This is a genomic window from Kitasatospora sp. NPDC051164, from assembly GCF_044455625.1.
Taxonomy (GTDB): Bacteria; Actinomycetota; Actinomycetes; order Streptomycetales; family Streptomycetaceae; genus Kitasatospora.
In genome coordinates this window covers 47,772-66,223 of the sequence record NZ_JBITFB010000012.1, presented here as the reverse complement: position 1 = coordinate 66,223, position 18,452 = coordinate 47,772, and the positions used below count along the sequence as shown (strand labels likewise).

The window sequence follows — 18,452 nt, the reverse complement described above, 5'->3', positions numbered from 1 at the left end:
CCCCTGAGCACGACCTGCTCAGCCGCCCCCGGGTGCATCTGCCTGTCCTCCGAGCAGCCGGGTGTTCTCCGCCATGAGCCGCTGGACGACGCGGCGAAGGGCCACCAGGTCCGCCTCCGCGCGCCGCCCGGCGGCCAGGGCCTGGTCCCGCTCCTTACGCATCTCCTCGAGTGCGGTGTCGCGATGGGGCAGCGCGGTGAGCTCCCCCCGCGCTGCGGCGGCGAGGTCGCGAGTACGGATCGTGCGCAGCTCGGAGCGCACTGTCTCCAGGTCCCGGCGCAGGGCCTGGTTCTGTTCGAGCAGGATGCGGTTCTCCACCTCGAACGCGGCCTCCTTCCGGGCCGCCTGGGCGGCAATGGCCCGGGGCCGGCTGTCGGCGCGGCGGCGCGCGACGGCGGCTTCGCGACCTGCCTCCAGAGCGCTTGATCGCGCAGACCCCTCGGAGGTGCTGGGCAGCTGCGGCAAGCTCACGGTCATGACGCCTCGCCGACAAGCAGGATGGGATCGGTGGTCGGCCGGTCCAGCTGCTGGCGGCCGGCAAGCACCGCCGCCACGGGGATGACCGCGACGAAACGGTCGCGGCTGTGCATCCAGGCCTCCACCGTCGCGCGGTCGGCGTCAGTGAGCGACCCGAGGTCCGTCTCGCACTTGGCGATCAGCTCGTCGACCTGGATGATCTCCTGCCGCAGCAACTCCATGTTGGCCCGGGTCAATGCGTTGGGGGTGAGCACGCTGCCGTAGGCGGCCTCCAGCATCGCGAGCTGCTGGGCCTTCGCGTCGCGCAGCTGACGCAGTTCGGGCAGTTGGGAGAAGTCGGTGGTGAAGAACTTGCAGGAGAAGCAGCGGTAGTACACCGGGCAGCCGTGCCCGTCAGCCCGAACGTTGTTCATCTCGTGGCAGGAGCCGCCGGGCACCGGCACCGAGCCGACACCCGCCCGGACCCGCAGGGCCAGGTCCTCGTCGCCGCTGCGGTGCCGAAGCCGGCCGCCGACGACGTCGAACTGGTACTTCGCTGCGATAGCCCGGACCGCCTCGACCCGGCGAGGGTGGGAGACCCGGTAGTACATCTGCGTGGTGGAAGGCAGCTGATGCGCCATCAGGACCTGCAGGACCTCCAGGGGCACACCGGCGTCGGCCCGCAGCTGGGCGTAGGTGTGCCGGAACGCGTACGGGAAGACCCGCGAGCGGTCGAAGTCGTTGCCCTGCTCGTCGAGCAGGACGACGATCGCGACCATCCACACGTCCAGCCAGTAGCCGACCGTGCTGTTGTCGTACGGCCGCTCACCGAGGCGGTTCGCGCGGGAGAGCCGGGTCGTGGGGAACAGCAGCATCCGCGGCGACAGCGGCTGGCCCTCGGCGTCGAACCACTGCGGGAAGTGCAGCCGAAGGTGGTCCTGCTGCCGGGTGACCACGGCGACGTTCCCCGTCCACCAGTGGATCCGCAGCGCGCGAGTACTTCGACCCACAGGGCTCACGGAGCAGGATCGCTACCAGTGAGTCGATGCCTTCGGCCAGTGCACAGAAGGCTCCAAGCGGGGAAAGGCCCTGGTGAGGACGCGTTCGTTCATGGGACAGCCCAGGACGAGAACGCCGGCGAGGGCGGCCCCTTCGGGGCCGGGGCCCTCCTCGCCCTGCGGCGGCTCCTGGTCCCACAGGCCGTAGCGGTGGAGAGCCGACGGGTTTATCTGCATCTGTCAAGTGCAACTGCTGGTCACAGGCTCATAGCTTGTGCAGGCACATCAGGCACGTTCCTCGCTGCCGGACGCGGGAGGGTCGGCACGATAGGGGCTACGGGCGAGGCACTCGAGCGGAGCGAGGACGAGGTGAACGACCTCCTCAGCGACGACTGATGGCGATCCCTGAAAACGGCCGCGCTGTCGGTGCGGCCCCCTACAGTTCCGTCATGTCCAACTATCAACGGCCGCAGCCGAATCGAAAGTTCATGCTGGTCGAGTTCCCCGCCGGCACCCACCTCGACCGCTCCCGTGGCTCCTCCGGCGGTATGCGGGGTACCGCCCGCGATGACCGGGACAACTCGCTCGTTGCCCAGGCCGAACTCTTCGACGCCGACGACCGGTACTACGAGGGCTACAGGGACGGCCTAAGGAACCTCCTCGTCAACTGCGCCACCGACATTGCGGTGGAGGTCGCTCGAACCGTGACGGTCGCCGCCGTGGAGGTCGCCACCCCGTACCTCAAGGACGGGGCGCGCCGTTTCAAGGAGAAGGTGCGACGCAGGCTCAAGGGCACCCCGGCCGCCGAGGTGGTGCAGGAGGCTGCCCCCGAGCGGCCGACTGCGTCCGGTCTCCGGCCGGTGACCGCTGCCGCCAACGGCCGCGACCAAGTGGACCTCGTCCTGCGTGCCGACCAGGGTGACACCAACGTGCAGGCCGCTCTGGAGCGGATCAACACGCGGGCGGCCGAGACATACGGCATCGCCGCGCACTACTCCGCCGGCCTGCCCGCGGCAGACGTCGTCGGCGAGGCCATGCGCCAGGCCCTGGCGGCAGCCGCGCCCGGCTACATCGCTGCCGCCCTCGAACGCCTCGCCTTCGACGACGAGCTCGGCCTGACCCCCGCGCAGCAGATGCGCCTGCGGGATCGCGCAGCGGAGCTCGACCCGGGCGTGGTCGAAGACCTCACCGGCGCCAACGCCCCGCTCGCGTAGGCCGGACGCTCCGGGGGCGAGAGTGGCCGCTGCGTCGGCCCCGGCAGCGCCCTACGGGGGAAGGGCGGCGCCGGGGCCCACTGCGGGCACTCTAACGCGGGGTCACGCGACGGGGATGACGTAGGCGCGGGCGAAGTGGGTGCCGATGTGGGCTTCGTGGAGGTGTCCGGTGCCATCACCGGAGCCGCCCTGGGCCGCTATCGTCCCGTCGGCGTCGTCCGGGTCGGCAGCGCCGAGGACCGCGCCCAGAGCTACCGCCGGTTCCTTGACGCCGTCGTCCACGCCACTGACGCCCAGATCCTCTACTACTACCGGCGCCGCGACGCCGCAGCCATCTCCGCCATCCGCCGCCCCCGATTACGCTCCCGCCGCAACCACCTGCGCGAGCAGGCGTGGCGGCACTACGCCCAGGCCGAGATCGAAATGCACGCCGCGCTGCTCGGCGTCCGGCTGTGCGCCCCGACACCCGTGCTGGCAGCCGCCGAGCACCTGGTCGCCGCCATCCCCCGCTTCTACAGGCCCGGCACCCGCCACACCCTGCCCGAAGCCGAGTACCTCTCCGCCCACGACGAGTGCACCACGGCGCAGCACGTCTTCCTGGAGGTGGCCCGCCGCGACCTCGACTACCACCCCCGCCCCTGGCAGCTGCTGCGCAAACGACGGGAACGCAAGTACCGCGAGCAGGCCGCGGACGGCCGCCTGCCGCACTGACCCCGTCGGGCCCGATCCCGGCGATCCACTGCCCAAGTACGGCCGTGAGCGCAAGGACCTTCCCCGAACCCGCGGAGAGCCAGCTGCCCGTTCAGAGTCGTCAGCATCCGGCACCGATGGTCCCCAAGGCCGGCTCAGGGAGCGTTCTCGGTCCGGATCATGCGGCGAAGGCTCTCCCGCGCGCCGACGAGGTCGTCCTGGACTTCGCTGAGCTGTTCGGCCAGACCCTTGACCTGGGACAAGGCATCGTCGCGCTCCGCCTGCAAACGCTGGTTCTCCACGGTGAGCTCATCGACGCGGGTGCCGAGGTCGGCGGCGCCGAACTGGTCGAGCTGCTGGCCGAGGCTGCGTCGGACGGCACCCTTGAGCCGTTCGACTTCTTCACGCAGACGTCGGTTGTCCTCCCGGAGGAGCTGCTTCTCCAGCTTCCATCCGACCGGCTCCTTGGCGCTGGCGCGGGCCCCGTTGTCTGCGGCGCGTTCCTGACGGCGCCGCGCGGCCTCGATGTGCTCGCGCACGCCCTCGGCGTAGACGAGCCAGTGAGAGACGTTCGCGGCGCGGGCGACCCCGGTGAAGGTGACCGGTTCGTCGTCCGCGATCAGTTGGTCGACAACGGACAGAACGCGAGCGCGCTTGTCGCGCGAGTCCTGCTGCCGGGCCTCGCGCAGGACCTGGGCGGGGGTGCGGGGCTCACTCATCGGGACTTCTCCGGGCGGGGATGGACGGCATGGGCAGGACGACGGGCGTGGGTGCTGAGGCGCGGACCTTGCGCAGAACGGCAGAGGCCTCTTCCAGGTGGCGGCGATCGTCTTCCGGCATCTGCTCGATCTGGCGGCGGAGGCTGGTGACGACGTTCTGGAAGGAGTCGATCTGGTCGCTGAAGTTGCGCACGACGAACTCCGCGGTTCCCAGGGCCCTGGCCATCTCGCGGTCGGCCTTGAGCGCCCGGACGTGGTCCTCGACCGCGGGCAGGAAGGAGGGATCGGGGCGGTAAAAGGCGCATCCGGAGCACTGAAAGCGGATCGGACAACTGCCGCCGCCGGCCTTCACGTTGGAGGGCTCCTTGCAGTTACCGAAGGGCACGGCGACCGAGCGGGCTTCGTACGCGGTCGCAGACGGCGTCGGCGCCGGATTGCCGACCCGGTCGACAACGTGCTGGCGCATCCTCTCGACGGCCTGTCGGCGCTTCTCCATCGACACTTTGAAGTACCCCATGGTGGTATCTGCTGACTTGTGATCCATGAGGTCGCGCAGGGTGTTCAGTTCGGTGCCGGCGTCCGCGTGCCGCTGGGCGTAGGTGTGGCGAAAGGCGTAGGCGAAGATGCGGCTGCGGTCGAACGGCAGGAGGTTGCCGTCCTTGTCCAAGGTGTCGGTGAGCAGTTCCGGCAGGTCGTCGACCCAGCGCCGGAGCATCTTGGCGACGGTGTCCGAGTCGATGCACGCGTCGTAGCCGTGGCGTGCGGTCGGGAACAGGAAGGTTTTCGAGCGGGCGGGGACTTTCAGCGTCCGGCGGATCGCGAGCCACTCCTGGATGGCGAAGGCGGTCTCCCTGCCGATCTCCAGGCGGCGGCGGTTGCGGCGGGATTTGTGGTTGTCCCAGATCAGGATGTACTCGTTGTCCTGCGCTTCGAGGCAGTCCGTCCGGAGCCAGCGCACTTCCCACGGTCGGCGGCCGGTGTCGCGCAGCAGGACGTAGACGGTGCGCAGCATGGCCTTGACCACGTCGGGCGCCATGTCTCCGTAGGAAAAGTCGGCGCCGATCAGGTGGATTTGGGCGTTGAGCTGGGCGAGGACGTGTTCCGGGATGGCTTTGCCAGCCATGTCCTCGGCGGGGTCCTCGTACGGGATCTTGTGGTGCGGGTGGCGGGCGAAGACGGAGGCGACATGGTCGAGGATCTGAAGGCGCCGCCCGAAGTCGAGCAGCTGGCAGAAGTGCGCGAGGAGCTCGGCGCGGGACGCGTAGGCGAGGGGGGCGGTGCCGTCCTGGCGCATCCGGTCGCGGATCGCGGCGACGACCGCGTCCATGTCTGTGACCTTCAGGGCGCCGGGGTCGTGCCCGCCGCCGGGGCGCGCGGACAGGGCCCGGGATGCGGACAGGCAGCCCTCGAAGGTGCGCCGGAAGTCGTTGTTGTCGGGGGTGGTCTCCTTGACCCAGTCGGCGAGCAGGCGGCGCAGCCACTCCTGTCGGATCTGTGTGACGTCCAGCCGGCGCGAGGACACGCGGACACCGGATTGGGTACGTGAGCGCAGGCCGAGGTCGCCCAGTTCCCAGACCGGTCGGTCCAGCGGGTCGACGCCACGGAAGCGGTCGAAGGCTCCGCGTATGAGGCGTACGACATCGTTCCAGTGGGCTTCGCAGTTGCGGTCGAGGTATCCGAGGTCGCCGAGCTTCTTGTCGGTGAGCTCGGCGATGGACGTGACGCCTTCGAGCCCCCGGACCATGAGCCGCATCGCAACCGGGCTGAGGGTCGGGCGCTGCTTGTCGCGTTCCGCCAGCGCGAAGCGGAGCTCATGTCGGAGCAGTTCGGGCAGGGCGATCAGCGAGAACTGGAAGCCGGTCAGCCACGGTGGCTGTACGGCGGCCCATTCCTCCAGGCCCTCGTGGATTGGACCCTCGATGCCGGTCGCGTTCCGGTGGCGGCGCCATCGGTCACGGTGGTACGTACACAGCGGTACCCGACCATGGGCGCTTCCGGCGCAGGCCATGACCAGGCAGGGTGTGCCCGGCGGGAACGGCTCGGCCTCGGACTGGAGCCACGCGTCCAGCGTCAGAGCCGTCTTCCCGCTGTTCAGGTGGTAGCGCCATTTTGCGTAGTGCGGGGTGCACGCGCCCCGTGACTGGGCCTCCAGGGCGCAGCGCACGCCGTCACGCTCGACCGAGCACGGCGGTCGCTCGCCGGGCAGGGAGCGGACCAGAGCCCGGCGGCCGACCTTGCCGAACTCCTCGCGGCTCAGACCGCTTTCAACAAACTGCTCGTAGCAGGATCGGCACAGGTGCCGCGACGCGCGGGCGGCAACATGGCAGCCGGCGCTGTCGCATCGCCATATCGCGGTCTCATCCTTGTCCGGATCGCCGGTGAACAGCCAGTTCACCGCGTCCCATTCGTCTGGTCGCCAGTCGGCCTCGGTGTTCTCGATCAGCCAGGCCGTCCACCCTGCGCGGTCTACGGGCAGGGTGACGACACTGGTCTCGGCCACGGCGGCCGCCATCTCGATGGTCATCGCGCCATCTCCCGGAGTCGGGCGTCCGCGCGCTCGACCGCGGCCCGCCGGGACCCCTCGTCGACGTGGACGTACGGGGCCATGGACGCCTCGGACATGTGCCCGAGGAGGTCGGAGACCACCGACCGGTCGGTGCCCTGACGGATCCACTCAGTGGCGGCGCTGTGACGGATCATGTGGGGCCGGGCGATCAGGTCCGCCCGCCGGGCGAGCCGGTCGAACAGCCCCTTGACTCCGGAGTACGTCATCGCGTGTCCGAGCGGTTCGCGGAAGAGGTTGACCAGCACCAGCTCGGTGAAGTCGGCCTGCGGTACCGCGGAGCGCTCGTGGAGGTAGTCGGCGTAGCAGATGCCGAGGTCGGCGGTCACCGGGATGGCTCGCGGTTTCCGCGACTTGGCCCACGCGCCGTTGCTGTTCAAGCGGCGCCGTACGTGTACGTGAGGGCCCTTGACCTGGCAGCCGAATGCCTGTGAGTCGGCCAGGAGGTGCATGTCCTCCCGGCGTAGGCCGAGCGCCTCGCCGATCCTCATGCCGGTGCACCACAGCAGGAGCACCAGGAAGCGGTCCCGCGCGTGCCGGGTCGCGTCGATCAGGCGGGCGATCTGCTCGACCGTGAGCCACTCGATCCCCGAGTCGACGCCCCGGAGCTTGAGTACTCGCGAGCGGATCGTGCGGTGCTGGTCGTTCTCGCCCGGGTTGAAGCCCTTCGGCAGATACCGCAGGTATTTGGGCTCAGTGAGCTGCCCGGCCAGTTCCGGGTCGACCCACTCCATGCGTATGCCGAAGTTCAGGAAGTCGCAGACCGTGCCCACGATCGCGTTCGCGGTGTTCTCGTCGCGGAATCGTTCCTGCCCGCCTCCGCCGCGGGCGCGAGACGGCAGTGGCTCCTCCACCAGCCAGTGCAGGAAGCGCGCGAGCTGCCACACGGTGATCTTGGCCCATTCCAGGCGGTGGAAGGTGCAGTACGACAGGTACAGGGCCGCCCGCCCGGCGTACGTCCTCTCCGTGTTGTAGGCCCGGCCAGCGTCTCGCAGACCGGCGAGGAACAGCGAGCCTTCACGGTGGAGGGCGTAGTCGTCGGCTCCGACGATCACCCACCCTGTCTTGTCTTGGGCCAGCGCCGCCCGCTCTGCGCGGAACGACGTGACAAACGTGCCTGTGATGCCAAACACCCCTTAGATACCGATGATCCGGCCAGTTCAGCATGAATGTGGCTGACGTGGCTGTTGGAAGGATCACGGTGAAGATAAAGGGCCAGCCGGCCAGGTAGTGGTGGTGCTCGATGAACGACCGGGCGAGCGCTTCGGGGATCTCGGTGACGCTGTACCGCTCGCGCCGGAAGCCGCCGTCGCTGACGTGCCGCCAGCTGGGCAGGCCGTACCGCCAGCGTTGGGTCCAGCCCTGCGGCCGGCCGGCGAGGATGCCGCGCATCTCCGCCAGGGTGGGCGTCACGCCGCGCACGACGGCACCCCCGCGTCCTCCAGCCGCTCCATCAGGTGGTTCCTCCACCAGAGCGCGTACGACATGCAGTTGCTCTCCGTCTTGTGGGTCGGGCTGCAGCCGCGCTCCCTGCGGCCGGCCGAGCTCCAGGCCATCGAGTCGGCCGACGCCAGCGAGCGGGACAGCGTCAGGCCCTGAATCTTGAAGCCGAAGGCGTGCAGCGGCACGAGCGGCGCCCCTTCGCCGCCGAGGCGGGCGAGCTCGTCCAGGAGGAGGGAGGCGCGCCAGTGGTTCTGGCGTCGGCACATGCTGCCGACGCCCACCAGCGGCTCGGCCAGGAGGTCGATGCCGGCGTCGGCGTACATCTCGGCGCAGCGGAGGTAGTGGGGGCGCAGCCAGCCCTGCAGGACCGGGATGACGCGGGTCTTGATGCCCAGGGAGCGCAGTTCGACGACGGAGTCGACGGTGCGCCTGAGGTGCTCGTCGATGGTGAGGCCGGTCTTGGGCAGCATCCAGGGCTCGCAGACCCAGTCCATGGGACTGCACCACTCGAGGTTGCCGATCTCGTCGTGGTAGCGGTTGACGGCGGTGGCGTACTGCTGGGCGGTGGTCTTCCACTGGCCGTAGAGGTCGACCTCGCTGAACGCGCCGCTGTCCAGGGCCCAGGGGCCGACGGCCCGGGGGAGGGACTTGCGGTTCATCAGCCGTCGGTTGGAGACGAACAGGGGGAAGTCGAGGTGCTCCATCCAGGCGGGCTGGTGGACGCCCAGGTGGAACCTGACGGGGGTCGGGGTGATGGCGGGGGCGGTCATGGCAGGAGCCGTTCGTCGGGTGTCGGATGCTCGGGCCAGGGCGCGAGCAGGGTCGGGTCGTCGACTTCCACGCGGGCTCGGTCCTGGGTCTCGGCGGCGCGGACGCGGCCGGTGTGGAACCGGTCGGCTGCGTGCCCGCTCGGCCGGATGCACCGCTGCTCGGCCGTGACGGAGCAGCGCGGGCAGGACAGGGAGCCGGGGCAGGTGAAGGTGTCCACCAGCCAGTCGCAGGTCGGGCAGGGGGCGCCGCTCACCGGCCGTCCGGCCCGGTCGACCAGGGCGCCGGCGGCGAGTAGCTGCTCGTACTCGAACCGGTAGACCGGAGCCGGGAACGGCTGGTGCACACCGGCGACGGTGCTCGGCCGGGAGGGCTCAGTGGTCACCGGGGCCCTCCGGGCGGCGGTAGGCGGCGGCCAGGACCTCGTCGCCCAGCTCCGCAGGGGGCGCCGCGTAGGCGAGCAGGGCCTCTCCCGCCGCGGACTCCACGACCGACAGCGCCGGGTGCCGGCGCGCCGCCCGTTCGAGGGCCTTGTGGAGCGATCGGGTGTCGATGAGCAGCACCCGGCCGGGGCTGCCGGGTTCGTTGGCCAGCCGGGAGAGGGCGATGCTGCCGGGCGCTGGTGAGCAGCGGCGAGCGGCGTAGTCGAGGCAGGCGTACGCCAGGATGTCGGCGGGGGCGCGACGTCCGGCCCCGCGGTTCAGGCTGAGCACATGAGTGCGGTCGCCGCGGTGCTGCTGCCCCGGGGCGGCAGTGGAGAGCAGGTTGAGGTCGCGGAACGGGTTGGTGAGGATGTCCTCGAGGCCGGCGCGCGGCTGGTCGGGGGAAGCGACCTGCGGGGCGTACATCGTCGTGATGCAGGCGATGTCGCGGCCGATGGTGTCGTCCGCCGGAGTCTTCCAACCGCTGCGCTCGGCTGCTCCGCGGACGTGGGTGCGCAGCTCGGCCCGGGTGAACGTGGAGAGCCCGGCGCGCGCGAACAGGTAGTGCCAGGTCGGGACGAGGCAGGGCGCGCCGTTGAGCAGCCACCAGTGGAGCAGCCACAGACTGGCCGGCTCTTCCAGGTACGGGTCGGTGCCGGCTTCGTCGAGCAGCCAGTGGCCGCGGGCGGTCGGCGTCACCGCTCCGCTTCCTGCGGCGTCTTCTTCGACGAGGCCGAAGGCGCCGGCCCAGAACCGCATGCTCGCCACCATGCTGGAGCCGACGCCGAGGACGACGGGCGCGTCGGGGTGGCGGAAGACCAGCGGGTCGTCCTGGACGGCGTGGTGGACCTTCAGGAGCCATCCCTGCCTCGGGGGGTAGGTCCGGTGGCGGCCGAACGCCGGTACGCAGCCGGCCAGCGGCGGGTGATCTGTCATCGGGACGGGGTTCTCCTTGTCGTGGACGGTGCCCTGCCGCTCGGCGGCAGGGCACCCGTATGGTCGGTTCAGGCCGGGACCTCGGAGCGGGCGAACGTCCTGGGGCCGGAGGGCCAGACGGCGCTCACCTGCTGGCGGTGCAGCAGCTCGGTCAGATCCTTGTCGGGAGCCGAGGGGAGCAGCAGGACCCGGCGCGGCTCCGCGTCGAAGTAGCGGGCCAGGTCGTGCAGTTCTCCGATGGCTTCCCGCACGACAGGGCGAGCTGCTGTCGCGCGGCCCACCACGAGCTCGTTGCGGGTGAGGTCGTACAGGTCGACGTGGAGTTCGGCGAAGGCCCCGGCCACCTTGACTCGGAAGCTGGACAGCTTCGCCTGATACGCCCACCGGGCGTAGCTCTCGTAGGCCCGCAGCAGCCTGCCCGCAGCTTCCTCGGCCGGGCTGGGATCGGTGGTCCTCATGATCGTCCCTGGGCCGATCGGCCGCACGGCGTTCAGTTCTGCGATGGGGTCGACGGTGCTCAGGCCCCTCGGGGCGCCGTTCAGCGGCAGCAGCCGGAAGACGATGGCCCGCCTGACCTCCTGGGGCCGCCGCGTGTCGAAGGGAGCATCGGCGTAGACGACCGGCACCTCGGGGTCCAGCCGGTACTGGCCCAGGTACTGGGCCGGTCGTCCGTGGAGCTGGAGGAACACGCGCAGCGCCCGGCCGTCCTGCTCGTGTTCGATGACGGAGCGGTTGCCCTGTGAGAGCGTCTGGTCCGTACCGTCGAGACCGCCCTCCCCGCCGAAGTGCAGATGAGCGCCGGTCCAACCGTCGAAGGAACTGGCCTCGGCGTCCGGTGTGATGAACAGGTGGACGTTCGGGCTCTGCTTCGACGGACTGATGCGGGAGTGGATGCGGCCGCCGAAGCGGGCGTGGATGTCGGCGCGGTCGATGTGCTGGCCGGGGATGAGGTCCCAGGACACGGGTGTCTCTCCTTGTAACGGGCAGTGCTGGAGTGGGAGTTCGGTGGAGCGGCGCCGCCGGGCTGTCCGCCCGGCGACGGTGTGGGGTCTCCGGCGGGGCGGAAGGTCAGCGGCGGCAGTCGACGCCGACGACCAGGAAGTCGGCGGGCAGGGCGTCGATGTAAGCGTTCGCGTGGTCGTAGTACGCGGTGCTGCCCGTCTCGACGGCGTCGTCCGAGTTCAGCCAGGCGGGGTCGGTGGTCCACGTGTCGTCGAGCTCCCGGAGGCTGTTGCCGGGCACCGCCCGGCGGCGGGCCCGGTCGACGAACCCTGCGCGGTCCAGGCTGATCAGGGCAGCCTCCTCGTCCCGCTGCCGGGCGCCCGGCTTGCCCTTGATCTCGGCCAGCACCTTGAGCTGGGGCTGATCGCGGAAGGCGAGGAGCGCCCGGAAGGAGTCGCTGCCCCACTGTTCCGCGAACGCCGCCCATGGCTGGGCGGGGGGCATCCCCTCGGTGGCGCGCGACCAGGCGTCGTAGAGGTCGGCCGCCTCGGCCGCGCGGCGGTCCCGCAGAGCTGCGAGGTCGAGGAGGCTGAGGACGCCGCCCGCACACCGGTCGGGTTGTCCGGACGCGGACCGTACGAGGCGCGGATCGTCGGCGGGTGCTCCGGAGATCAGCGGGAAGTGGCTGGTGTACCGGCCTTGGGTGATTTGGTAGCTGCCGAAGTGGCCACCTCGGACCTTGCTGAGAGCGCGCCGCAGTCGCGTGTCGAGGGTGTAGGCGGTTTCGGCGGCGTGCGCGGGCAGGCACACAAGGGTGTGTCGTGAAGCCATCGGAGTTCCGTTCGCAGAGCGGGAGTAAGGAGCGCCGAGCCAGGAGCAGCCCCCAAGGGCGAGCTCTACTGGTGCGGCGAAGGAATGCTCAAATAATAGCCATTCCCATAGACTTAAGCAACAGCTTACCGACGCCGACTCCGCGGGATGTCAAAGGGGCGGCCGATATGCCAGTGCGGCTTTCGCCCGCTGTACTGGCACTCATAGGCGACCTTGGGGTGCCGCCACGGATAGTCGCGCGCCAGCCGATCGACGACATCCTGCGCCGACTCCAGTGACGGAAACTGCCGTTTGTCGAGACAGGCGCGCTTGCGAGTCGCGGACACCTTGGTGCGCCGCAGCGCGGACTTGCCCATCAGGTGCCACCCTCCGGCACGCCCCCCTGCGGCTGGCCGCCGCCTGAAGCGGGGCCGGCCGACCCCGGTTCCTCAACCCGAGGCGCGGGAGTCAACGACATCCCGGCCGCCGCCGATCGGAGATCCCGGTTGGCCACGGTGAAGAAGCGCCGCGGGGGGCCGATGCTGATCCGGCGGGCCTGCGCCCGCGGCGTTCCACCGGACTTCGTGTCGTCCATGATTCTCTTCCGTGTTCGTCGCGTGCGGGGACCCGCGGCTCGTGGCCGACAGGTCCCGGCCTGGGCGGGCTGCGGGGCCAGGGGCGAGCCCCGACCCCAGGGGTGAGGACGGAACTATGCGTAGTAGCTCGCCATGATCCACTCCGGCTTGGCGGTGCGGGCGCGCAGTTCCAGAACAGACAGGGCCCGTGCCAGGACCGCGTCGTACTGGGAGGCGGCGCCCATCGCTGAGGGATCCAGCACGAGCGGCTTGCCGTCGGGTTCCTTGACGACCGCGGCGAGGATGTGGCCGTCATCGTCCCATCCGATCGAGTAGGTCTGCAGCCGCAGCCCACTCAGGCCGGAGGCCGCCAACCGCTCCTCCGCCGCCCCGGCGAAGTGGTCGGAGTGGTTCTCCTCGCGCATCGCCTCCGTAGCCCACGACACCTGCGGCATCAGCCATGAAGAACCGTCGGCGCTGCACCAGGTCAGGTCGCTGGCCAGCCCCACCCAGCCGTCGGCTGGCCCTCCAAGGCGATACCCGTACATCAGGGCTTCGTGATTCTCGACGGCGCCCATGGCGTCCTCCATGTTCGTGGGCTGATTGGTCTGAGCTGAGCGGCGAGGCATCACGGGCGCGTCAGCGCCTTGTAGATGCCCTCCGCCTCCTCGCGGAAGTACTGGCACGCCTCGACGTACATCTCCTGCCGGGCGTTGGACACGTGGGTCCCCATGCCACCCGTAACCCCGATGTCGACGGTCCTCTCCGCGTTGGCGATCGCGTCCTGGAAGACCAGCGAGGCGTTCCTGAGCGCGCACTGACCGACGACGCTGGACCACATCTCAATGAGCCGCTGGCGCAGCTCCAGGCCCTTGAACAGGCCGGATGCGTTGATGACCCCCGGGTCCATGCCCTTGAACCGGTCCCAGTGCTCGGCCAGCTTCTTCTTCTGGTCCTCCAGTGCGCGCTGCGCCCGGCCGGAGAGGCGGTCGTGGATCTGGGCGGATCGCTTGCTGTCGGTGGAGGTCATTGTGGTCTCCCGGGAGGGTGTTGGGGTGGGTTCGACGCTTACGGCCGGCCCGGCGAGCGGGCCGCCGCGATGCCTTAACTCTATCTCTTCTCATAGAGTTAAGCAATATCCTTGTGGCGCGTCTTCCTTCCTCGGCTCGTCGGAGGCCGCTGGCGCACCCATTCCTGGGCCGCCGGGTGCCAACGGGCCCGCGCGAATACCCGGTTGAGGTCCGGCATGTATTCGGGCCCGTAGTCCACGGCGTCGGGCCTGGGTGCAACTGGCACCCAGCCCTCGCCGGGGCGGAGCGCGGCGAACCAGCCGAAGCCCACCGCGGCTTCCTCGCCGGGTACAAGTCCGGTCCACACGCCGCCGCCGCTGTGGCCGTGCCGGCCGGGGCAGATGGCCTGCGGGAAGCCGGTCTGCGGGCAGTGCGTCTCCAGGCAGCCGGCCGAGTGCCCCTCGCCGACCTGCACCCCGCAGCCGATGCACGGTTCACCGCGGGAGAGGGTGAGCTCGGTCGCCATCAGCGTTCCCCGTCCGACAGAGCCTGGGGCCCGAGGCGGAGTTCGAGAAGACGCAGCGCCTGATCCCGCTTGCCGTCGACGTACGCGCGTTGGCCGGGAGTGAATGAGGACCTGGTCGCCAGCTCGTAGTCGGACGGGTCCGCCCAGAGCGGGACGACCACCGAGGCGACCTCCCGAGCCGCCTCGACCCAGTCCGCGGCAGCGTCCTGCGGGATGTTGAACAGCGGGGCGAGAGTGCTTGCCGGATACGGGTCCCTGTCCAGCGGCGCCGGGGTCCGGGCCAGGTCGGCGGCCAGCGGGCGGAGGTGCTCGGCCGGGCAGGTTCCGTCGACGCGCTCCTGCGCGACTTCCGTCCCGCGCTCGGGGAGGTGGCGAATCTGGTCCTCCGACAGCTTGAACTGGTTGTGCACGGCCAGGCAGCCGAGCTCGTCCGAGTCGAACCGCTGGACGACCTCACCGCCTCGCCACTCGTACCCGGCGCCGAGCACCACCAGGACCTGGTGGAGGGCCTGCGTCCGGGTGGGGTACGAACAGGGGAACGTGCGGATGAGGTCGGCCAGGGTTAGGTCGACGCTCGCCATGGAGACACCTCTTGACGTTGGGGGATCGGGCTCCGGGGGCGCAGCTCATGCCGCGCCCCGTCGGTCGGATGGCGGTTGCCGCTATACGGCGGCGGTGCGGAACTCGACGCACGCCGGGAAGTCCGGCTTGATGTCCGGCCCTCGCCGACGCTGGGCCTTGATGGCGCACTTCATCCGCGCTCTGCCGTCGCCGGCGACCCGTTCCACCAAGAAGGTGCACGTCCCGCAGCGGGAGGCTGGGGTGATGGTGCCGGGCTCCAGCAGCGGCTTGAGGGTGGCCGGGTGGATGCCGCGGTCCAGGTTGATGCGTATCGCTCCGCGACCGACGACCGCCGGCGGAATGGTCAGGCTCATGTGGCTGCGTCCTTCGAAAGGTACTGGTGGGGATGGGAGATGGGCGGGCTTGGCCCGAGCCTGGCCGGTACGGCCAGAGCAGAGCCGGGTCAGCGGAGCTTGACGTGCGTGGTGTAGTGGCGGCCGACGTAGCCGCGGGTGAAGCGGGCCCCGCAGCGCCAGGCGTCGGTGAGCAGCATGTCGAGGGTGCGCTTGGCGTCGTTGGCATGTGGCCCGACGTGAGGCCGGGCGGCGCGCTTGGGCAGCCGGGCGAGCGGCCAGCCGCCGATGCGGTGCGTCGGGTAGAGCGCACGGCCGGAGCGGTGGGGCCCGCCGTGTCGGCGGCCGTCGGCCGTGTAGACGTCGCCGATGTACGCCTGGCCCTGGTGGGCGTGGACGGTGACGTAGGTCGCCTCGGGGTAGAGGGCGGCCAGAATCCCGGTGACGGCGTCCGTGAGCTGCTGCGCGACGGGGATGAGGGCAGCGCGGGCAGCGTCGAGGGTGCTCACGGCGTCGGTGCTCATGGTGGTCGGCCTTCCTCGGGTGTGCTGTCGTCGGCTCGGGTTCGGATCGCCGGTCGACTCCCGGAGCAGCGCTCCGCGATGCCCTAACCATAACGCGATTCATAGACTTAAGCAACATGAGGCTGGGTTGTCCGCCTGCGATGCGGGGCGGCTGCGACCGGGAGGCTTCCCCGCCCGAGCCGCCCCGCGGGACATCGGTCGTCAGCTTGGCTGTGCTACTGCCGCGCGACCCGCCGACGCTCCCGCACGGCTCGGAGGCGATTGATCATCACGGGGTGGCGGGCGAGAGCTGCCTCGCTGTCCAGGAGGTCGTTGAGCAGCTGGTAATAGCGCGTCGGCGAGATGCCGAGCTCCTCTCGGATCGCGGCTTCCTTTGGTCCCGGGGCGGCGGGAGCCAGCCTGGGCCAGTATCTGTGCTCGAAGTCCAGGAGGGCGGCGTCGCGCCCGCTGAGGGTAAGTCGGGCGACGGGGGTGCCCTCCGCTCCGCCCGCCATGTCGCCGCATGGGCTGCTCGGCGGGGGTGCGGGAGGTTGGATGGCTCCAGGGGGCGTGCTCAATGGTTGCTCAGCCACTCGCCGAGGCCGACGGCCACCACGATGGCCACCCACATCGGTGCGGTCTGGTCGTAGATGAACAGCCCCGCGGCGGCCATCCATGCGAGATAGCGGAGCGCGTCCAGCGCGATGTTCGTGGTGCTCTTGCTCAAGAGATCACTCCATGGGGAAGGTGGGCCACTGCGGCGCACGACTCGCCAAGGAGGCGCCTGGTGTGATCGGGGCCGGCACTGCCCTGGCGCAGCGAGGCGACGAGGCCGTGCGCGGTGGCGTGCTCGACCAGGGCGACCGCGTGGGCCCAGGAGACGGCGGCGGCCTTGGCGCCGACCTCGCCGATGAGATCGGCGATCAGGCGCGCGCAGGCCCGGGGGGAGAGTGCTGCGGCAGAAGACACGGAGTTCCTTTCACTCGGAGGCGGTCTCCGCGCCAGATGCCGCGGAGACCGCCTCCGAGCTGTTCAAGTCGACGTTGGGGGCGCGCCGTTCGCACGGCAGGTTCAAGGGCGAGGGCTTCTCACGATCCGGCTGCTCGGGCGCTGATCGTGCTGGTCCGGGCGGCACGGCGGGTGTCGAGACCTCGGTCCTTGGGGCCGTTGACGTGTGCCTTGACCCGGACCTTGATCTTGGGACAGGTCCCTCCTGCTTCGATGATGGCCTTGTGGTCGCGGGGGTTCGGGCAGCGCCAGCTCCATCGGGCGTCGACGCTCCAACGCAGCGTCTCGTCGGCCCACCTGCGGTCGTACTCGGCCGGTACGTGCTCGCCGGTGTAGCGGGTCGCGGCCTCGCGGATCACTCGGACCGGCCGGAACTTGACGCGGAGCTTGGGGCCCTTGCCGGTCTTCCGCATCAGGGTCTGGTCGTCGTGCTCGAACGCGGGCCGCAGCGACCAGAACGCGAGCAGGAGGCCGACCAGGATGGACGCCGGTGCCGCGCCCCAGTGAGGGTGGTGTCCGTAGCTCTGGATCTTCGTGCTGACCGAGGGGACGGCCAGGACCATGGCGTTGGGCGTGTAGGGGCTGCGGGCCCAGTGGGTGGGCAGTAGAGGCGGGGGGAGGGCCTCGTACAGGTCGGGTGTGCTGGTGAGCGCGATCACGGACAGCTGGAGCTGGTCCCCGCTACCTTCGGATTCCCAGGCCAGGCCGTGGATGGGGAGCTCGGAGGCGGCGGTGATCGGGATGGGGAAGTGCACGACGCCGACCGGCGCGGGGGCCTCGTCGGTGCTCTCCAGGAGGTAGCCGTCGGGGCTGGTGACCAGCTCGTGGTCGGCCACGGCTGCGGTGAGGGACGGCGAGGCGACCCACACCTGGGCCTGATCGAGGTTCTTGGACATCTGGAGCACCCGCTCCCGGTGGAGTTCGACGGCCCGCCGGTCGTCCCCGAAGTCCTCGCTGGTCCGGCTCAGGTGCATGGCCTGGATGAAGTCCAGGGCCACGGGCAGGCCGCGGACGGGCTTGCCGAAAAAGTCGGCGAGGTCGGCGCGCATCTGCTCGGCGGCTTCGGCGCTGTGCTCGATGCTCACGCGCTCACCTCCTCGGAGAGGATCAGCTCGCCGATCCGGGCGGTGTCGAGACCGTGGGCCTCGAACAAGCTGACGAACAGGGAGATGACCAGGTCCGCGGCGGACTGTTCGCGCAGCGGGAGCGCGTGGCTGCAGTTCGCGCAGTGAAGCTGGACCTCGTCGGTTTGGATGTCGGTGATCTCCATGCGCGCTGCGCTGGGGCTGTCGGCGTCGACGATGTTGATCCATGCCGTGGCGGCGATGGAGGGAGCGGTGTCGCCGCACTTCGGGCAAGGGCCGAACATGATCAGTACCTCCTGGAGGTGGCTGGTGCGTGGGGCGGGGTCGGCGCCCGGCCCGGCGGTGGCCGGGCGCCGTGTGCGGATGGGTCAGCGGGCGGGCTGCTTCGGGAGCCCGGCGACCTGCTGTCCGAGGCCGGTGCGGAACGGGTAGTGGACTGCGCCGGAGACACCGGTGTCGCCGTCGGTCGGCTTGGGGTTCCCGTTCGCGTCGCGGTACTCGGCGAGTCCGAGGTCGACGAGGGAGCTTGCCGTCTGCCAGGTCACGTTCGGCGCCAGACGGCCGCTCGGTTCGACGTGGCGGGTCAGGGCGTACAGCTGCGGCGTGCTCAGGACAGCTCTGCGGCCCTCCACTGTGATGAGGACCGGTCCCGCGGTCTCGGCGAGCGCGTCCTTGACCGAGAGCCGGTAGCCGTCGCGGTCCGGGCGGTAGGCGTATCCGTCGGTCAGCAGCGCGTGGAGGATCTTCTTGCTGATCTTGTCGGGCAGCCGGCCGTTCGGGTCGGCGCACGCGGTCTTGAGGTGCTTGACAGCCCTCGGCGTCGGGGGTTCGGGGGAGGTCCTGGTCATGGGAGGCGTCTCCGGGGTCTCG

At 70.3% G+C, this 18,452-nt stretch carries 25 protein-coding genes; 2 read left to right on the top strand and 23 right to left on the bottom strand.

Annotated elements, in window-relative coordinates:
- Window positions 1-18: 18 nt before the first annotated feature.
- Both ACIBEC_RS19115 and ACIBEC_RS19110 read right to left on the bottom strand, forming a co-directional pair.
- A complete protein-coding gene (locus ACIBEC_RS19115; RefSeq protein WP_396288039.1) occupies window positions 19-477 on the bottom strand; it encodes a hypothetical protein in 459 nt (152 codons plus the stop codon).
- Entirely contained in the window at window positions 474-1,466 is a 993-nt protein-coding gene (locus tag ACIBEC_RS19110; protein WP_396288038.1) for a hypothetical protein, read from the bottom strand. Before ACIBEC_RS19110 ends, ACIBEC_RS19115 begins: the two co-directional genes overlap by 4 nt.
- 437 nt (window positions 1,467-1,903) lie before the next feature.
- Between ACIBEC_RS19110 and ACIBEC_RS19105 the strand changes: the two genes are divergently transcribed.
- Together ACIBEC_RS19105 and ACIBEC_RS19100 are read left to right on the top strand one after the other, a co-directional pair.
- The gene (locus ACIBEC_RS19105) at window positions 1,904-2,668 is read left to right on the top strand and encodes a hypothetical protein (protein WP_396288037.1); all 765 of its coding nucleotides are present in this window, start codon (window positions 1,904-1,906) and stop codon (window positions 2,666-2,668) included.
- 135 nt (window positions 2,669-2,803) lie between these two features.
- Window positions 2,804-3,379 (top strand): hypothetical protein, encoded by a 576-nt coding sequence (locus tag ACIBEC_RS19100; RefSeq protein WP_396288036.1) that lies wholly within the window; start codon window positions 2,804-2,806, stop codon window positions 3,377-3,379.
- A 134-nt stretch (window positions 3,380-3,513) separates the two neighbouring features.
- On the opposite strand, the gene ACIBEC_RS19095 is transcribed toward ACIBEC_RS19100, so the two are convergent.
- The 21 genes from ACIBEC_RS19095 to ACIBEC_RS18995 form a co-directional block, all read right to left on the bottom strand.
- Window positions 3,514-4,077 (bottom strand): DUF6262 family protein, encoded by a 564-nt coding sequence (locus ACIBEC_RS19095; protein WP_396288035.1) that lies wholly within the window; start codon window positions 4,075-4,077, stop codon window positions 3,514-3,516.
- Window positions 4,070-6,601, bottom strand: a complete 2,532-nt coding sequence (locus ACIBEC_RS19090; RefSeq protein ID WP_396288034.1) for a tyrosine-type recombinase/integrase — start codon at window positions 6,599-6,601, stop codon at window positions 4,070-4,072. The genes ACIBEC_RS19095 and ACIBEC_RS19090 overlap by 8 nt, the downstream gene beginning before the upstream one ends.
- Window positions 6,598-7,695: a tyrosine-type recombinase/integrase gene (locus ACIBEC_RS19085; protein ID WP_396288033.1), complete on the bottom strand. Its 1,098-nt coding sequence runs from the start codon at window positions 7,693-7,695 to the stop codon at window positions 6,598-6,600. The genes ACIBEC_RS19090 and ACIBEC_RS19085 overlap by 4 nt, the downstream gene beginning before the upstream one ends.
- Window positions 7,696-8,049: 354 nt before the next feature.
- The gene (locus tag ACIBEC_RS19080) at window positions 8,050-8,853 is read right to left on the bottom strand and encodes a hypothetical protein (protein WP_396288032.1); all 804 of its coding nucleotides are present in this window, start codon (window positions 8,851-8,853) and stop codon (window positions 8,050-8,052) included.
- Entirely contained in the window at window positions 8,850-9,236 is a 387-nt protein-coding gene (locus ACIBEC_RS19075; RefSeq protein WP_396288031.1) for a hypothetical protein, read from the bottom strand. Before ACIBEC_RS19075 ends, ACIBEC_RS19080 begins: the two co-directional genes overlap by 4 nt.
- Window positions 9,226-10,209, bottom strand: coding sequence for a DUF4007 family protein (locus tag ACIBEC_RS19070; protein WP_396288030.1), 984 nt, complete (start codon window positions 10,207-10,209; stop codon window positions 9,226-9,228). Before ACIBEC_RS19070 ends, ACIBEC_RS19075 begins: the two co-directional genes overlap by 11 nt.
- Window positions 10,210-10,277: 68 nt before the next feature.
- Window positions 10,278-11,171: a hypothetical protein gene (locus ACIBEC_RS19065; RefSeq protein ID WP_396288029.1), complete on the bottom strand. Its 894-nt coding sequence runs from the start codon at window positions 11,169-11,171 to the stop codon at window positions 10,278-10,280.
- Window positions 11,172-11,277: 106 nt separating this feature from the next.
- Complete coding sequence (locus ACIBEC_RS19060; protein ID WP_396288028.1) at window positions 11,278-11,982, bottom strand: hypothetical protein; 705 nt, start codon at window positions 11,980-11,982, stop codon at window positions 11,278-11,280.
- 125 nt (window positions 11,983-12,107) lie between these two features.
- Window positions 12,108-12,338, bottom strand: coding sequence for a hypothetical protein (locus ACIBEC_RS19055; protein WP_396288027.1), 231 nt, complete (start codon window positions 12,336-12,338; stop codon window positions 12,108-12,110).
- A gap of 332 nt (window positions 12,339-12,670) precedes the next feature.
- Window positions 12,671-13,114 (bottom strand): hypothetical protein, encoded by a 444-nt coding sequence (locus tag ACIBEC_RS19050; protein WP_396288026.1) that lies wholly within the window; start codon window positions 13,112-13,114, stop codon window positions 12,671-12,673.
- A gap of 50 nt (window positions 13,115-13,164) precedes the next feature.
- Entirely contained in the window at window positions 13,165-13,566 is a 402-nt protein-coding gene (locus ACIBEC_RS19045; protein WP_396288025.1) for a hypothetical protein, read from the bottom strand.
- Between the two features lie 98 nt (window positions 13,567-13,664).
- On the bottom strand, window positions 13,665-14,072 hold the full coding sequence (locus ACIBEC_RS19040; protein ID WP_396288024.1) for a hypothetical protein: 408 nt from the start codon (window positions 14,070-14,072) through the stop codon (window positions 13,665-13,667).
- On the bottom strand, window positions 14,072-14,653 hold the full coding sequence (locus tag ACIBEC_RS19035; protein WP_396288023.1) for a hypothetical protein: 582 nt from the start codon (window positions 14,651-14,653) through the stop codon (window positions 14,072-14,074). Before ACIBEC_RS19035 ends, ACIBEC_RS19040 begins: the two co-directional genes overlap by 1 nt.
- Before the next feature lie 81 nt (window positions 14,654-14,734).
- Window positions 14,735-15,007, bottom strand: a complete 273-nt coding sequence (locus ACIBEC_RS19030; protein WP_396288022.1) for a hypothetical protein — start codon at window positions 15,005-15,007, stop codon at window positions 14,735-14,737.
- Window positions 15,008-15,096: 89 nt separating this feature from the next.
- Complete coding sequence (locus ACIBEC_RS19025) at window positions 15,097-15,510, bottom strand: hypothetical protein (RefSeq protein ID WP_396288021.1); 414 nt, start codon at window positions 15,508-15,510, stop codon at window positions 15,097-15,099.
- A 215-nt stretch (window positions 15,511-15,725) separates the two neighbouring features.
- Window positions 15,726-16,004, bottom strand: a complete 279-nt coding sequence (locus ACIBEC_RS19020) for a DUF3263 domain-containing protein (RefSeq protein ID WP_396288020.1) — start codon at window positions 16,002-16,004, stop codon at window positions 15,726-15,728.
- A 59-nt stretch (window positions 16,005-16,063) separates the two neighbouring features.
- A complete protein-coding gene (locus tag ACIBEC_RS19015; RefSeq protein WP_158834667.1) occupies window positions 16,064-16,216 on the bottom strand; it encodes a hypothetical protein in 153 nt (50 codons plus the stop codon).
- Window positions 16,213-16,458 carry a hypothetical protein gene (locus tag ACIBEC_RS19010; RefSeq protein WP_396288019.1) on the bottom strand — a complete coding sequence of 82 codons (246 nt, stop codon included), beginning with the start codon at window positions 16,456-16,458 and terminating at the stop codon, window positions 16,213-16,215. Before ACIBEC_RS19010 ends, ACIBEC_RS19015 begins: the two co-directional genes overlap by 4 nt.
- 119 nt (window positions 16,459-16,577) lie before the next feature.
- Window positions 16,578-17,582 (bottom strand): hypothetical protein, encoded by a 1,005-nt coding sequence (locus ACIBEC_RS19005; RefSeq protein WP_396288018.1) that lies wholly within the window; start codon window positions 17,580-17,582, stop codon window positions 16,578-16,580.
- A complete protein-coding gene (locus ACIBEC_RS19000; RefSeq protein WP_396288017.1) occupies window positions 17,579-17,866 on the bottom strand; it encodes a hypothetical protein in 288 nt (95 codons plus the stop codon). Before ACIBEC_RS19000 ends, ACIBEC_RS19005 begins: the two co-directional genes overlap by 4 nt.
- A gap of 84 nt (window positions 17,867-17,950) precedes the next feature.
- Window positions 17,951-18,430, bottom strand: a complete 480-nt coding sequence (locus ACIBEC_RS18995; protein WP_396288016.1) for a hypothetical protein — start codon at window positions 18,428-18,430, stop codon at window positions 17,951-17,953.
- Window positions 18,431-18,452 lie beyond the last annotated feature (22 nt).

Coding starts and splice junctions, on each gene's coding strand:
- ACIBEC_RS19115 (WP_396288039.1), bottom strand. CDS start 477: ATGACCGTGAGCTTGCCGCAGCTGCCCAGCACCTCCGAGGGGTCTGCG.
- ACIBEC_RS19105 (WP_396288037.1), top strand. CDS start 1,904: ATGTCCAACTATCAACGGCCGCAGCCGAATCGAAAGTTCATGCTGGTC.
- ACIBEC_RS19095 (WP_396288035.1), bottom strand. CDS start 4,077: ATGAGTGAGCCCCGCACCCCCGCCCAGGTCCTGCGCGAGGCCCGGCAG.
- ACIBEC_RS19090 (WP_396288034.1), bottom strand. CDS start 6,601: ATGACCATCGAGATGGCGGCCGCCGTGGCCGAGACCAGTGTCGTCACC.
- ACIBEC_RS19080 (WP_396288032.1), bottom strand. CDS start 8,853: ATGACCGCCCCCGCCATCACCCCGACCCCCGTCAGGTTCCACCTGGGC.
- ACIBEC_RS19070 (WP_396288030.1), bottom strand. CDS start 10,209: ATGACAGATCACCCGCCGCTGGCCGGCTGCGTACCGGCGTTCGGCCGC.
- ACIBEC_RS19060 (WP_396288028.1), bottom strand. CDS start 11,982: ATGGCTTCACGACACACCCTTGTGTGCCTGCCCGCGCACGCCGCCGAA.
- ACIBEC_RS19055 (WP_396288027.1), bottom strand. CDS start 12,338: ATGGGCAAGTCCGCGCTGCGGCGCACCAAGGTGTCCGCGACTCGCAAG.
- ACIBEC_RS19050 (WP_396288026.1), bottom strand. CDS start 13,114: ATGGGCGCCGTCGAGAATCACGAAGCCCTGATGTACGGGTATCGCCTT.
- ACIBEC_RS19045 (WP_396288025.1), bottom strand. CDS start 13,566: ATGACCTCCACCGACAGCAAGCGATCCGCCCAGATCCACGACCGCCTC.
- ACIBEC_RS19040 (WP_396288024.1), bottom strand. CDS start 14,072: ATGGCGACCGAGCTCACCCTCTCCCGCGGTGAACCGTGCATCGGCTGC.
- ACIBEC_RS19035 (WP_396288023.1), bottom strand. CDS start 14,653: ATGGCGAGCGTCGACCTAACCCTGGCCGACCTCATCCGCACGTTCCCC.
- ACIBEC_RS19030 (WP_396288022.1), bottom strand. CDS start 15,007: ATGAGCCTGACCATTCCGCCGGCGGTCGTCGGTCGCGGAGCGATACGC.
- ACIBEC_RS19025 (WP_396288021.1), bottom strand. CDS start 15,510: ATGAGCACCGACGCCGTGAGCACCCTCGACGCTGCCCGCGCTGCCCTC.
- ACIBEC_RS19020 (WP_396288020.1), bottom strand. CDS start 16,004: ATGGCGGGCGGAGCGGAGGGCACCCCCGTCGCCCGACTTACCCTCAGC.
- ACIBEC_RS19000 (WP_396288017.1), bottom strand. CDS start 17,866: ATGTTCGGCCCTTGCCCGAAGTGCGGCGACACCGCTCCCTCCATCGCC.
- ACIBEC_RS18995 (WP_396288016.1), bottom strand. CDS start 18,430: ATGACCAGGACCTCCCCCGAACCCCCGACGCCGAGGGCTGTCAAGCAC.